This is a genomic window from Sphingomonas mali NBRC 15500, from assembly GCF_001598415.1.
GTDB lineage: Bacteria > Pseudomonadota > Alphaproteobacteria > Sphingomonadales > Sphingomonadaceae > Sphingomonas > Sphingomonas mali.
Genome location: NZ_BCYX01000004.1, coordinates 104,457 through 117,408 on the forward strand (window position 1 = coordinate 104,457; position 12,952 = coordinate 117,408).

General features: G+C 66.1%; 12 protein-coding genes. 10 read left to right on the plus strand and 2 right to left on the minus strand.

Going from position 1 to position 12,952, the window contains the following annotated elements; all coding sequences use genetic code 11:
* Positions 1–12: 12 nt before the first annotated feature.
* From SMA01S_RS05425 to SMA01S_RS05445, 5 genes are all read left to right on the plus strand, one after another.
* Positions 13–885 carry a methylenetetrahydrofolate reductase gene (locus SMA01S_RS05425; RefSeq protein ID WP_066818919.1) on the plus strand — a complete coding sequence of 291 codons (873 nt, stop codon included), beginning with the start codon at positions 13–15 and terminating at the stop codon, positions 883–885.
* 27 nt (positions 886–912) lie between these two features.
* A complete protein-coding gene (purU, locus tag SMA01S_RS05430) occupies positions 913–1,767 on the plus strand; it encodes a formyltetrahydrofolate deformylase (RefSeq protein WP_066818922.1) in 855 nt (284 codons plus the stop codon).
* Positions 1,739–2,179: a dihydroneopterin aldolase gene (locus SMA01S_RS05435; RefSeq protein ID WP_245649167.1), complete on the plus strand. Its 441-nt coding sequence runs from the start codon at positions 1,739–1,741 to the stop codon at positions 2,177–2,179. Before purU ends, SMA01S_RS05435 begins: the two co-directional genes overlap by 29 nt.
* On the plus strand, positions 2,169–2,573 hold the full coding sequence (locus tag SMA01S_RS05440; RefSeq protein WP_066818929.1) for a hypothetical protein: 405 nt from the start codon (positions 2,169–2,171) through the stop codon (positions 2,571–2,573). Before SMA01S_RS05435 ends, SMA01S_RS05440 begins: the two co-directional genes overlap by 11 nt.
* Before the next feature lie 135 nt (positions 2,574–2,708).
* A complete protein-coding gene (locus tag SMA01S_RS05445) occupies positions 2,709–4,271 on the plus strand; it encodes a class I adenylate-forming enzyme family protein (protein ID WP_066818930.1) in 1,563 nt (520 codons plus the stop codon).
* Between the two features lie 58 nt (positions 4,272–4,329).
* Here the strand turns inward: SMA01S_RS05445 and SMA01S_RS05450 are convergent, their stop codons facing one another.
* Both SMA01S_RS05450 and SMA01S_RS05455 read right to left on the minus strand, forming a co-directional pair.
* Positions 4,330–5,235, minus strand: a complete 906-nt coding sequence (locus SMA01S_RS05450; protein WP_245649168.1) for a helix-turn-helix domain-containing protein — start codon at positions 5,233–5,235, stop codon at positions 4,330–4,332.
* A 237-nt stretch (positions 5,236–5,472) separates the two neighbouring features.
* On the minus strand, positions 5,473–6,375 hold the full coding sequence (locus tag SMA01S_RS05455) for an SDR family NAD(P)-dependent oxidoreductase (protein WP_066818932.1): 903 nt from the start codon (positions 6,373–6,375) through the stop codon (positions 5,473–5,475).
* 138 nt (positions 6,376–6,513) lie between these two features.
* Between SMA01S_RS05455 and SMA01S_RS05460 the strand changes: the two genes are divergently transcribed.
* From SMA01S_RS05460 to SMA01S_RS05480, 5 genes are read left to right on the plus strand one after another with little or no spacing between them, the layout of a single operon-like run.
* The gene (locus SMA01S_RS05460; protein ID WP_066819259.1) at positions 6,514–7,929 is read left to right on the plus strand and encodes an MFS transporter; all 1,416 of its coding nucleotides are present in this window, start codon (positions 6,514–6,516) and stop codon (positions 7,927–7,929) included.
* A 55-nt stretch (positions 7,930–7,984) separates the two neighbouring features.
* Positions 7,985–8,743 carry a nuclear transport factor 2 family protein gene (locus SMA01S_RS05465; protein ID WP_066818933.1) on the plus strand — a complete coding sequence of 253 codons (759 nt, stop codon included), beginning with the start codon at positions 7,985–7,987 and terminating at the stop codon, positions 8,741–8,743.
* Positions 8,744–8,802: 59 nt separating this feature from the next.
* Positions 8,803–10,230 carry an NAD-dependent succinate-semialdehyde dehydrogenase gene (locus SMA01S_RS05470; protein ID WP_066818934.1) on the plus strand — a complete coding sequence of 476 codons (1,428 nt, stop codon included), beginning with the start codon at positions 8,803–8,805 and terminating at the stop codon, positions 10,228–10,230.
* Positions 10,231–10,275: 45 nt separating this feature from the next.
* The gene (locus SMA01S_RS05475) at positions 10,276–11,331 is read left to right on the plus strand and encodes an amidohydrolase family protein (protein WP_066818935.1); all 1,056 of its coding nucleotides are present in this window, start codon (positions 10,276–10,278) and stop codon (positions 11,329–11,331) included.
* A complete protein-coding gene (locus tag SMA01S_RS05480; RefSeq protein ID WP_066818937.1) occupies positions 11,328–12,941 on the plus strand; it encodes an MFS transporter in 1,614 nt (537 codons plus the stop codon). The genes SMA01S_RS05475 and SMA01S_RS05480 overlap by 4 nt, the downstream gene beginning before the upstream one ends.
* Positions 12,942–12,952: the final 11 nt, after the last annotated feature.

Sequence of the window (12,952 nt, forward strand, 5' to 3'; positions counted from 1 at the left end):
GCGAGAGGGCCTATGGGAATTCCTGTCCTGCACCCCGCCTGGACGCGGCCGGCCAACGGCATGACCGACGGCTATTCGCTCGAAATGACGGCCAAGGACCGCCCCGCTTTGTACGAGGTGGCCAATGCCATCGCGCCCGAAACGCCGGTCGCGATAACGTTCCTGCCCAACGAAACGATGGACGCCCGGATCGAAGCGGCGATCGGCCTGCGCGCGCTCGGCTTCGAGCCGATGCCGCACCTGTCGGCACGTCGGATCGCGTCGCGCGAGGAATTGGCGCAGATGGTGGCGCGGACGACCGCCGAGGCCGGCGTGCGCCGCGTCTTCCTGGTCGCCGGTGACCCGCCGGTTCCTGCCGGACCGTTCGCGGATACGATGTCGCTGATCGACACCGGCCTGTTCGAACAGCACGGCATCCAGGCGATCGGCATCGCCGGTCATCCCGAGGGACACCCGGCGATGGATGAAGCCGCGCGCTGGGAAGCGCTGGCAACCAAGCATGCGGCGATCACCGAACGCGGCATGGCAACGCTGATCGTCACGCAATTCGCCTTCGACGCAGCGCCGATCCTCGCCTGGCTGGCGGAGCTTCGCGCGCGGGGAATCGACTGCCCGGTCCGGATCGGCGTGCCGGGGCCGGCCGGGATCAAGACCTTGCTGCGCTATGCTGCCCACTGCGGAGTCGGCGCGTCGGCAACGGTGATGGCCAAATATGGCATCTCGCTCGGCCGCCTGCTCGGTTCGGCTGGACCCGACCGGCTGGTCGCCGATTTCGAGCGCGGGCTAACGCCGGCGCACGGCGCGGTGCGGCTGCATTTCTACCCCTTTGGCGGGCTCGCCCGAACGGTCGAGTGGATCAACAATTATCGAGCCGGGTCGCGTTGACCGGGCGTCGTTCTTGCGGAGTCTGACGTGAATCCAACCTTCGTCCTGCGGTTGTCCTGCGCCGATCGGCCGGGCCTCGTCGCCAAGGTCGCAACCGTGCTCGCCGATCATGGCGCGAACATCACCGACGCGCAGCAATTCGACGATCCCGCCACCGGCCGCTTCTTCATGCGCGTCGTGTTCGTCGTGACGGGCGGCGGCGGCATTGACGATGTGCGGGCCGCTTTCGCTCCCGTGGGGACGGCGATCGACGCGGATTGGGCGATCCACGATGCCGCCGAGCTCAAACGCGTGCTGCTGATGGTGTCGAAATTCGACCATTGCCTGGGCGACTTGCTCTATCGCCGGCGCATCGGCGAATTGCCGATGGATGTCGTAGCGATCGTCTCCAATCATCCCAAGACCGCGCTCCATACCACGATGATCGGCGACATCCCGTTCCACCATCTGCCGGTGACGAAGGAGAACAAGCCCGAGCAGGAAGCGGCGCTCAAGCGGATCGTCGACGAAACGGGCGCCGAGCTCATCGTGCTCGCCCGCTACATGCAGATTCTGTCCGACGACCTCAGCCGGTTCCTGTCGGGCCGCTGCATCAACATCCATCACAGCTTCCTGCCCGGGTTCAAGGGCGCCAAGCCCTATCACCAGGCTCATGAGCGCGGCGTCAAGATGATCGGCGCCACCGCGCATTACGTCACCGCCGATCTCGACGAGGGACCGATCATCGCCCAGGATGTCGAGCCGATCAGCCATGCCGATACGCCCGACGACCTTGTCCGCAAGGGGCGCGACATCGAACGGCGCGTGCTGGCGGCGGCGGTCGCCTATCACCTCCAGGACCGGGTGTTGCTCAATGGCAACCGCACCGTCGTTTTTCGATAGCGCGCCGCGCGACGCCGCGATGTCGCGGTCGATCCGCGACCTTTATGCGCTCGCCACTCATGTCCGCGTCGACGGCTTGCGGATTTCCGCGCGCATCGGGATCAATCCGGACGAACGCGGGCGGCGGCAACCCTTGCTCGTTTCCGTTGACCTCCAACTCTCGGACAAGGGGGCGGTCGGTTCGCTCGGCCAGTCGGTCGATTATCGCCGGATCGCCGCCGAAGCGGAGGATCTCGGGTCGGACCATATCGAGTTGATCGAGACCTACGCTCTCCTGCTCGGCGAACGCTGCCTCGAACTCGGGCCGGTGGAACGCGCCGAGATCATCGTCGCGAAGCCCGAGGCCCTGCCCGACGGCACCGCCTCGGTCCGGATATCGCTGACGCGCCAGGAGCGGCACGATGGGCAATGACATCGCGGCTTCCGGTAGCCATGGCGAGCCAGCGTGCCGGCAATACCGGCTGCGGCGCTTTTCCTTCCGGTTCGGGATCAATCCCGACGCACAGCGTGTCCTGGCGGATCTTGCACGCCAGCTGACGCTGCAAATCCATGGCGTCGAAAGCTGCGACCTGGCGTTCGACCGCGCGTCCAATCAGTGGGTCGAATATACGATTCGAACCGATCGCTGCCCGGCCGGCGAGGAAATATCGCCCGACGCCGCCAGGGCGCTGCTGGCGCGGCTTCGCGCGCAGGAACTGGGCGAGGACTATCTGGCGCCCTGCCCCTCGGTCGCCAGAACGACGCAAATCGAACCAGCGGCAGAGACGATGTCGGACGAAAAACGAGATCGGTTGGGCGCCGGATGAAGACAGGCATTCCCGTTCGGAAAATTGTATGTAAGACACACAGACGAATCCGACTGCATGCCGGCAGGAACGGGCCGAGCCCGGACTGCGGAAGCGTTCGATAACGATAAGGTATAGCGCAGGGAGAGAGCGGCGATGCGCAACATCGATTATTTCGACAAGCAGGCGCGGCTGCACCCCGACCGTATCCTGCTCATCGCCGGCGACGAGCGCTACACTTATGCCGAGATGGCGACGCTGTCGCAGCGACTGGCCGGCGCGCTGATCGCGGATGGCCTGGAGCGCCAGGAAGCGGTCGCGGTCATGTCGCCCAATCACGGCTCGGTGCTGATCGCGATGCTCGGGCTGTGGCGCGCGGATGCCGCCTGGATTCCGGTCAACACGCGCAACGCGCTCGACGCCAATATCCAATATCTCAACTATGTCCGCGCCAGCTGGCTATTCTATCATTCCAGCTATGCCGCCGACGCTCACGCCGTCGCGCGGCAAGTGCCCACGATCCGGCGCCTGATCTGCCTCGATGCCGAGGAAAGCGGCAATGCCTCCCTCGCCGATTACATGCTGCCGGAGAGTTCGCCACCGGTGCCCGATGGCGGCGATCCGACCGGCAATGGCGAGGATCTGGCCGCCATCATCGCCACCGGCGGAACCACCGGGCCGGCCAAGGGCGTGCGCGTGCTCAACCGTAGCTGGGGCACGATGCTGGAGACGATCGCATATCTGATGCCCGCCGAGGCGCCGGTATTCCTCGCCACCGCGCCGCTGACCCATGCCGCCGGTCCCTTCACCATGGCGGGCATCGCGATGGGCGCGACGGTAGTGGTGCTGTCCGGCTTCGAGGCCGATACCGTGATGGCGGCGATCGGCAAGCACCGCGTGACCCATATGTTCCTTCCGCCGACCGCTCTCTACGCGATGCTCGCCCATCCGCGCGTCGGCGAATTCGATTATTCGAGCATGCGCTATTTCCTGCTCGCCGGATCGCCCGTTTCGCCCGACAAGCTGCGCCAGGCGGTCGGCGTGTTCGGCCCTTGCATGTGCCAGAGCTATGGGCAGACAGAATGTCATCTCGTCGCTACCTGGCTGTCACCCGAGGTCGTTGCGGCGGCCGCGCGCGGCGAACATCCCGAACGGTTGGGAAGCTGCGGCACCGCGACGCTTTCGGTGCGGGTCGAGTTGATGGATGATGATGGCAACATCCTGCCGACCGGCGAAGCGGGCGAGATCGTCGCGCGCGGCGGCATCGTCGGCGGCGGTTATTTCGAGCTGCCCGAGGCGAGTGCTGAGGCCTGGGAGCATGGCTGGCATCATACCGGCGACGTCGGCCGGCGCGACGAGCACGGTTTCTATTATATCGTCGACCGCAAGAAGGACATGATCGTCTCGGGCGGGTTCAACGTCTTCCCGGTCGAGGTCGAGGCGGCGATCATGGAACTGCCCGAGGTGATCGACGCCGCGGTCATCGGCGTACCCGATGAGAAATGGGGCGAAGCTGTGACGGCTTTGGTCGTGCTGTTGCCTGGACGGTCGCTCGATGCAGAGGCGATCCGCGCGCATTGCAAGGCGCAATTGGGCAGCGTGAAGGCTCCCAAGACCGTGCTGTTCCGCGCCGAATTGCCGCGCACACCGGTCGGCAAACCCGACAAGAAGGCGATGCGCGCCGAATTCTGGTCGGACACGGGCCGCAACGTTAATTGATCGGACGGGACGCGGGCACCCTCGAGAGGGCGCATGTCGCTGGCTTGGGATCTATTCTCTAGGCCCGGTCGCGCCAGGCGCTCGGCGTCTCGCCGAAGCGGCGGCGGAAGCACCGGCTGAAAAAGGCGGAATCGGAAAAGCCGATATCGAACGCGATCTGCGTCACCGACCGTCCGTCGCGCCGTCTGAGCGCTTCCGCCGCGCGCTGCAGGCGCTGCTCGGCGATGAAGCCGGTCGGCGTCGCGGCGACATGGCGCGCGAACGCCTTTTGCACCGCGCGTGCGCCCAGACCCGTCATCTCGGCGATTCGCGCCGTGCCCAGATCCGGATCGTGAAGATGTGAGAGAGCGTAATCGACCGGGTCGCGCGACGGCTCGGCCTCTCGCGCGGTGCCACGAAGACATGCCATCCGGGCAAGATCCGCGAGCACGGTATCGACTCCCTGCTCGAGCCGGTCGAGCTTCGCGCGCTCGACCCACAACCCCTCGAGCATCCTGCCGAACAGCGCGACGTGTGGGTCTTGCCCGTCTAGCTTATGCGCGTGCCAGTCGCGCGAGGCCGCTTCGGCGCCCAGCATCGGCGCCGGAACATGGACGACCAGGCAGTCATTCGTGTCGGAAATATCGATCGTATAGGGCGTGGCTTCATCCGCGATGACGATATCCCCTCCCCCCGCGATGGCGACGCGGCCTGCTTGCGTCATCGTCAGCCGGCCGCGGCGCTGAAGGTGGAAAACCAGATTGCGATCGTCGCGGACATCGCGTGCGCGCTCCACGCGGGCGCGGTCGCTGCGCGCATGCGCCACCGCCACATTGCCGATCGACCAGCGCGCCAGGTCCGCGCGAATCCCGGCGGGTACATCGGCGACCATGCCGGGAAAGGTCTCGGCGACCAGCGAACGCCAGAAATCCTGCCGCCGCTCGTGCGGCACCATGCGGGTGGTGAATAGCTCGACCGCGCTCAACAGACTTGCCCTGCCGGCTCGGCAGGCAAGGAAATGCCGCCGGCGCCTGCCGGGCCTCCCTCCGCATCGCGCCACGGCGCGTCGTACAAGCGATCCATCGCCCCTCCCGCTCACCGGTCGCACCGGACGAACAAATATCTTCCCCGGTCTACGCCGGGCTGACGAACAGCATTGTATCCCTATCATACTGTCTGCACAAGCGGAGGGCGCAAGGCAGCGCTCGTGGAGCGCCGGACCCTATTCGTCGCCGCGTGCCGCCTGCCGCGCAGCGCGATAGCCGTCACGCCGCATCTTCTCGAACGCGAGCCGCTGCTGGAACCCGGCGTCCTCCGGATAATCGCGAAACGCCTCCAGCACATCGTCGAACACTTCGCGCAGTTCGTCGCGGAATTCGGGATGCGAGAAGATATAGAAGCGGTTGGCGTGGATCGCCTCGATCACCCGCGCGGCGATCACATCGGGCTCCATGCCGGCCTGATGAAGCTGCTCGAGTCGCCCGACCGCCGTCGCATCCACCGCTTTCGCCCCGGCCTTGAGGTCGTCAGGGCGTATCTCGTCGCTGGCGAAGATGTGGCTCTTCACCAGCCCGGGACACAATACCGAGACACCGATGCCGTGCTTGGCCAGGCTGTAGCGCAGCGATTCGCTCATCCCGCGCACCGCGAACTTGGTGGTGTTGTAGATGCCCGGCTGCGGCCCGCACAGAAAGGCAGCCATCGAGGCGGTGTTGACGACATGCCCCCCGCCACCCCGCGCCTTCATCCGGGGAACGAAGGTCATCACGCCGTTGATCACGCCGTGCAGATTGACCCCCAGCAGCCAGTCCCAATCGTCGTAGGACGAGTCGTCGATCGTCTGGAAGAGGTTCACCCCGGCATTGTTGAATACCAGGCTGACGGGTCCCAGCTCGGCCTCGACCCGATCGGCCGCCGCGGCGAAACCGTCACGCGACGCGACGTCGAGCTGCACGCCGATCACATCCTGATTGTCGAGGGTCGCGAGTGCCGCGTCGATCGCGTCCTGGCGAATGTCGGCCAGCGCGACCTTGCATCCTTCGGCCAGCAATGCCCGCACGAACCCGAGTCCGATGCCATTGGCACCGCCGGTGACGAACGCCGTGCGTCCAGCCAGATCCTGCAATTCGCCTCTCCCATGACCGGCGGAATTTGTTTGCCGCCGCACGCATTTTTGTCTCGCCTTTTGTATCTAACACGTACAATTTGCCAAGCGGAAACGATGGGCCCGCGAGCGGCCCACGTGACGGCGAGAGGAATGCCCATGGCGATCGGGATCGCGACGACCGCGGATATGACGGCGGGTGAACAGGAAGCGGAAGTCGCACCGCATCCTTCGCGCATCTGGCCCTCGACGCCGCGCGCTTATTGGGCGCTGACGGTGATCGTGCTGGCGACGTTCCTGACCTTTTTCGACCAGGTCGTGTTCGGCATGCTGGCGCAGCGGATCAAGACCGATTTCGGCCTGAGCGATGCCCAACTCGGCTTTCTGGGCGGCCCGGCCAGCATCATCTGCTATTTGTTCGTCGGCATCCCGCTAGCGCGGCTCGCCGACATCTATCCGCGCAAATACGTGCTGGCGGGCGGCGTGGCGGTGATCGGATCGATCATCGCGCTGGGTGGCCTGGCGCAGAACTTCTTCCAGTTCGTCGGCTCGCGCGTCTTCCTCGCGGCAGGCGGATCGGCGCATGCGCCGGCCTCCTATTCGCTGCTGGCCGACGCGTTTCCGCCGCGCAAGCTGACCCGAGCCTTCGCGCTGCTGCAGTTCGGCTTTATCGGCGGCACCACTTTGGGCCCGATCGTCGGCGGGATGCTGATCGCGATGACCGCGCATTGGGCGCCGACCCAGTTCGGCGGCCTCCGCATCTTCGCCTGGCAATGGATCATGATCTGGGTCGGCCTGCCCGGCCTGCTCGTCGCCCTGTTGTTCCTGACGGTGAAGGAGCCACCGCGGCTCGCGCCCGCACCGGATGCGCCACAGCCGCCGCGCGAGGCTTCATTCGGCCGGCGCATGCTGACCTTCACCGGGCTCGATGCGATCCGCGCGATCCATGCCCGCGGGCGCGTTTATTATCCGCTGTTCGCCGGACTCGCATTGAGCGCGATCGAGGTGTTCGGGCTTCAGTTCTGGCGAGTACCGTTCATGATCCGCACCTTCGGCTGGGATGAACGCCAGATCGGCGCGGTGATGGGCGGTATGATCCTGATCGCCTCGCTGGCCGGGCTGGTGCTGGGCGGCGTGCTGGTCGAATGGCTGGCCAAGCGCCACAAGGATGCCAATGTGCGCGCCGCGGCGATCCTGTTCGGCGGCGTGACGATCTGTTCGATCCTGTCGCCGCTGATGCCCAACGGCTATCTCTCGCTCGGCGTGATGAGCGTCGGCGCGATGTTCGGCATCGCCGGCGCAGTGCCCCAGAATGCCGCGATCCAGCGCGTCGCGCCCAATGCGATGCGCGGACAGGTCACCGCGATTTACCTGTTCATGTTCACCTTCTTCGGCGCGATGGGCAGCTTCGTTGTCGGCTTGGTGCAGGATTATGTGATCGGAGACGAAGCCCAGCTGTGGAAGACGCTGGTGCTGACCGCGTCGATCCTCCTGCCGATCGCCACCTTGTGCATGGTGAGGGCCATCAAACCTTATCGCGAGGAAGTCGAACGGCTGGAAGCGGCGGGAAGTTGACTCGCTCGCGCGGGCAGCGCACATTGTACGCAAAGCATACAATTAGGAGAGATTGATGTCCGAGGCCGATCGCATCGCGAAGCTCGAAAATGCCGTCGAGCAATTGTCTCGCCGCCTGCTGCAGCGCGAGGACGAGCTCGATATCCGCAAGCTCCAGCACCTCTATGGCTACCTGATCGACAAATGCCTCTACAACGAGACGGTCGACCTGTTCACCAACGATGGCGAAGTGCGGTTCTTCGGCGGCGTGTGGAAGGGCAAGGAAGGCATTCGCCGGCTCTATGTCGAGCGGTTCCAGAAGCGCTTCACGCACGGCAATAACGGGCCGATCGACGGGTTCCTGCTCGATCACCCGCAGCTTCAGGACATTATCGACGTCGAGCCGGACGGGGAGATCGCCTATGGCCGCGCGCGCTCGATGATGCAGGCCGGCCGGCACAAGGATTATGCAGATCCCAGCAACCCGATGATGGGTGCACGCCAATGGTGGGAAGGCGGAATCTACGAGAATACCTATCAGAAGGTCGATGGGGTCTGGCGCATCAAGGTGCTGAATTACCTGCCGCAATGGCATGCCGACTTCGAAACCGGCTGGGCCAATACGCGGCCCGAATATGTCCCCTTCCCGACCCAGACCTTCCCCGCCGATCCGACCGGCCCCGACGAACTGATCGCCGACAGCTGGCTGTGGCCGACGCACAAGCTCGTGCCCTTCCACATGAAGCATCCGGTGACCGGCAAGGAGATCGTCGCCGAGCGCTGGCAGGGCGACATCGACCGCGCACAGGCAAGGACGGCGGAGCCGGCAGTCTAGGATTGTTTCTGGCTCGCTGACGCGGGCCCGAGACTCGACTGCAACCATACAGGACGCCGATGACCTATCCCGACCTTTGCATGGTGATCGACGGCGAGCGCGTCTCGGGCGGCGCGCGGCGGACGCATCGCGTGGTCAATCCGGCCACCGGCGAGACGCTCGCCGAACTGCCGCTGGCCGACGCAGCCGACCTCGACCGTGCGCTCGACGCCGCGGCGCGCGGTTTCCGCCGCTGGCGCAATTCAACCCCGCACGAACGCGCCGCCGTGCTGCAGGGCGCGGCACGGCTGATGCTCGAGCGCCAGGACGAGCTCGCCCGCGTCGCAGTGCTCGAACAGGGCAAGACCCTGGCCGAGGCCAAGGTCGAAGTGCTGATGAATGTCGGCCTGTTCAACTTCTATGCTGGGGAGGTTTTCCGCCTCTATGGGCGGACGCTGGTTCGTCCGGCGGGGCAAAGATCGACGGTCAGCAAGGAGCCGGTCGGGCCGGTCGCGGCGTTCGCGCCATGGAACTTCCCGATCGGCAATCCCGGCCGCAAGCTGGGTGCGCCGATCGCGGCGGGATGTTCGGTGATCCTGAAGGCGGCCGAGGAAACGCCAGCCTCGGCGCTCGGCGTGCTGCAGTGCCTGCTCGACGCCGGCCTGCCCGGTGAGGTGGCGCAGGCAGTGTTCGGCGTCCCCGACGAAGTGTCGCGGCACCTGCTCGGCTCGCCGGTCATCCGCAAGCTGAGCTTCACCGGCTCAACCGCAATCGGCAAGCATCTCGTGAAGCTGGCCGCCGAAGATATGAAGCGCACCACCATGGAGCTGGGCGGCCATGGCCCGGTGCTGGTGTTCGACGACGTCGATGTCGATCAGGTGCTCGATACGATGGTCGCCGCCAAATATCGCAATGCCGGCCAGGTCTGCGTCTCCCCCACCCGCTTCATCGTCCAGGAGGATGTATACGACCGGTTCCGTACCGGCTTCGCCGAACGTGCGGCGCAGATCACCGTCGGCGACGGGCTGGATCCCGCGACCCGGATGGGCCCGATGGCCAATCCGCGCCGCCCCGACGCGATGGAGCGTCTGATCGGCGACGCGACCGCCAGGGGCGCGACTTTGTTGTCGGGGGGCGGACGGATCGGCAATCGCGGCTTCTTCTACCAGCCGAGCGTGCTGTCGGACATCCCGCTCGACGCCGCGATCATGAACGAGGAGCCGTTCGGCCCGGTCGCCGTGATCAACCCGTTCGCGGGCGAGGAAGCGATGATCGAGGAGGCGAACCGCCTCCCCTATGGGCTCGCGGCTTATGCCTGGACGCGCGATTCCGCGCGGCAGCGGCGCCTCGCGCGCGAGATCGAGAGCGGGATGGTCGGCATCAACACGACCATGATCGGCGGTGCCGACGCGCCGTTCGGCGGCGTCAAATGGTCGGGCCATGGCGCCGAGGACGGTCCCGAGGGCGTCGAGGCGTGCCTGGTGACCAAAGCGGTGCACGAGGGCTGACCGGAACACGCCCCTTTTTCTTTTACGCGGTGAACGGAGCGACCAATGACTCATGAGCTACGAACCGGCGGCGACCGCGGCTATCTCCGCATCGCGACCGAAGAGGCCTTCGCCACTCGCGAGCAGATCGACGCCTATCTGCGCATGGTCGGCGACGGCACCGCCGATAAGGGCATGACCTCGCTATGGGGTTTCTACGCACGGTCGCCGTCGGAGCGCGCGATGCTGATCATCGAGCGGCTGCTCGATCTCGGCGAGCGCCGTATCGCCGACATGGACGCGACCGGCATCGACGTCGCGATCCTGTCGCTCACCTCGCCAGGGGTCCAGCCGCTGCTCGACACCGACGAGGCCAAGGCGATGGTGTCGCGCGCCAACGATTATCTCGCCGAACGCTGTGCCGCCTATCCGACGCGGTTCGTCGGCATGACCTCGATCGCGCCGCAGGATCCCGAATGGTCGGCGGCGGAGATCCGGCGCGGCGCGAACGAGCTTGGCTTCAAGGGCGTGATGGTCAACAGCCACACCCACGGCCATTATCTCGATGAGCCGCAATTCGACCCGATCTTCCGCGCGCTCGCCGATACCGGCCAGCCGCTCTACATCCATCCCCAGACCCTGCCGGACGCGATGATCGGCGGGATGATCGAGGCCGGGCTGGATGGCGCGATCTTCGGCTTTGGGGTGGAGACCGGCATGCATCTGCTCCGGCTGATCACCACCGGCATCTTCGATCGCTATCCCGACCTCCAGATCGCGGTCGGCCATGGCGGCGAGGCGATACCTTATTGGCTCTACCGCATCGATTTCATGCACAAGGCAGGCGTCGCCTCGCAGCGGTACGAGCGGCTCAAGCCGCTCAAGAAGGGCATGGTCGCGTGCCTGCGCGAGAATGTGCTGGCGACCACCAGCGGCCTGCCCTTCCCACCCGCGATCAAGCTGATGCTCGAGGTGATGGGCGAGAATCGCGTGATGTACGCGATGGATTACCCCTACGAATATGTCGCCGACGAAGTGCGCGCGCACGACCTGCTCGATATCCCCGACGCTACCAAGAAGAAGCTGATGCAGACCAACGCCGAACGCGTGTTCGGGCTGTGAACACGGGAGCGGGTGCGAGCCGGCCGCTGCCCGGCGCCTGGTACGCGCTGGCGCTGGTCGCCGCGACCCAGGCGATCAGCCTGCTCGACCGCAATATCCTTGCCATCCTGGCGCCGGCGATCAAAGCGGACCTGAAGATCGGCGATGCCGAGATGGGGTTGTTGTACGGCACGGTGTTCGCCCTGTTCTACGCGTTGTTCTCGCTGCCGCTCGGGCGGCTGGCGGATGGCTGGATCCGCACCAGGCTGTTGGCGATCGCCATCCTCTTCTGGTCGCTCGCGACCGGGACGGCGGCGTTCGCCGGCGGCTTCCTGCTGCTGATGCTGTCGCGGTTGGGCGTGGGCATCGGCGAGGCCGCGTCGCAGCCGGCCGGTACCAGCCTGCTCTACGATTATTTCCCGCGCCGGCGCCGCGGGACGGTGATGGCCATCCTCGCCGCGGCGATCGCGATCGGATTGGGCGGGTCGCTGGTGATCGGCGGCGGCGCGGCCGATTGGTGGCACAGGCGTTATCCGACTGGCGGCGCGCCGTTGGGGCTGGCCGGCTGGCAATTCGCCTTTCTCGTCGCGGCCTTGCCGGGACTGCTGATCGCGCCCCTGATGTGGCGCGTGCGCGAGCCCGAGCGCGGCGCGGTCGACGGCATCGCGACGCCGCGCGACCCCAATCCGTTTGGCGCCAGCCTGGGCGTGCTCGGCGCGATCACGCCGGGAATCCACTGGATCGCGCTGGCGCGGCGCCGAGCGACCGGGCGCGACTGGCTGGTCAATGCCGGCATCCTGGTGCTGATCGTGGCCGGCATGGTCGCCGCGATCCACTGGGCCGAAGCCTTTTCGCCCCGGCCGCCGCTGATCCTCGGCGGTGTCGCGATCAGCCCGCACGTACTGCAATGGAGCGTGATCGGCTTCGGCATTTTCGTCATCGCCAATCTGCTCCAGGCGATACGCCGCAGCGACCCGCCGGCCTTCGCGGCGATCGCGACGTCGCCCTCGGTGATCCTTTGCATCGCGGTCGGCGCGCTGCAGGGCGTGGTCAATTATGGCGTGATGGGGTTCACCCCTTCATTCCTGATGAAGACCTATCACCTGTCGCCGGGTGCGACCGGGCTCCAGTTCGGGTTGCTCGCGGCGGCGCTCGGCGTGATCGGGCCGCTGATCGCCGGGCCATTGTCGGACCGGCTGAGCGGCGGCCGGCCGCGCGAGCGGGTATGGGTCACGCTGTTCGCGCTCGGCGTGTCGCCGCTGATCGCTTTCTGGGTTTATCGCGCGCCCTCGGCGGGTGCCTTCTACCTCCGCTTCACCTTCTACAGCCTGGTGCTGACGATGTGGATGCCGCCGCTTTATGCCGTGCTCTACGATCAGGTGCTGCCGCGCATGCGGGGGATCACCTCGAGCATCTATCTGTTCGCGATGACGATCATCGGCCTGGGCATCGGGCCCTATGCCGTCGGATTGGTGAGCGACGCCACGCATGGCGACCTGGCCACCGCGATCCTCTCGGTCAATTGGGTCGCGCCGCCGATCGTCATCATGCTGGTGATCCTCGCGCTGCGCGTCAATCGCGACCAGGCCTCGCTGCTCGACCGAACGCGTGCGGCGGGGGAAAAGGTCTAGCGGCGGGATTT

Bases quoted from the DNA above. Each gene is read 5' to 3' on its own strand.
- SMA01S_RS05425 (WP_066818919.1), top strand. From the start codon at position 13: ATGGGAATTCCTGTCCTGCACCCCGCCTGGACGCGGCCGGCCAACGGC.
- SMA01S_RS05435 (WP_245649167.1), top strand. From the start codon at position 1,739: ATGGCAACCGCACCGTCGTTTTTCGATAGCGCGCCGCGCGACGCCGCG.
- SMA01S_RS05440 (WP_066818929.1), top strand. From the start codon at position 2,169: ATGGGCAATGACATCGCGGCTTCCGGTAGCCATGGCGAGCCAGCGTGC.
- SMA01S_RS05445 (WP_066818930.1), top strand. From the start codon at position 2,709: ATGCGCAACATCGATTATTTCGACAAGCAGGCGCGGCTGCACCCCGAC.
- SMA01S_RS05460 (WP_066819259.1), top strand. From the start codon at position 6,514: ATGGCGATCGGGATCGCGACGACCGCGGATATGACGGCGGGTGAACAG.
- SMA01S_RS05465 (WP_066818933.1), top strand. From the start codon at position 7,985: ATGTCCGAGGCCGATCGCATCGCGAAGCTCGAAAATGCCGTCGAGCAA.
- SMA01S_RS05470 (WP_066818934.1), top strand. From the start codon at position 8,803: ATGACCTATCCCGACCTTTGCATGGTGATCGACGGCGAGCGCGTCTCG.
- SMA01S_RS05475 (WP_066818935.1), top strand. From the start codon at position 10,276: ATGACTCATGAGCTACGAACCGGCGGCGACCGCGGCTATCTCCGCATC.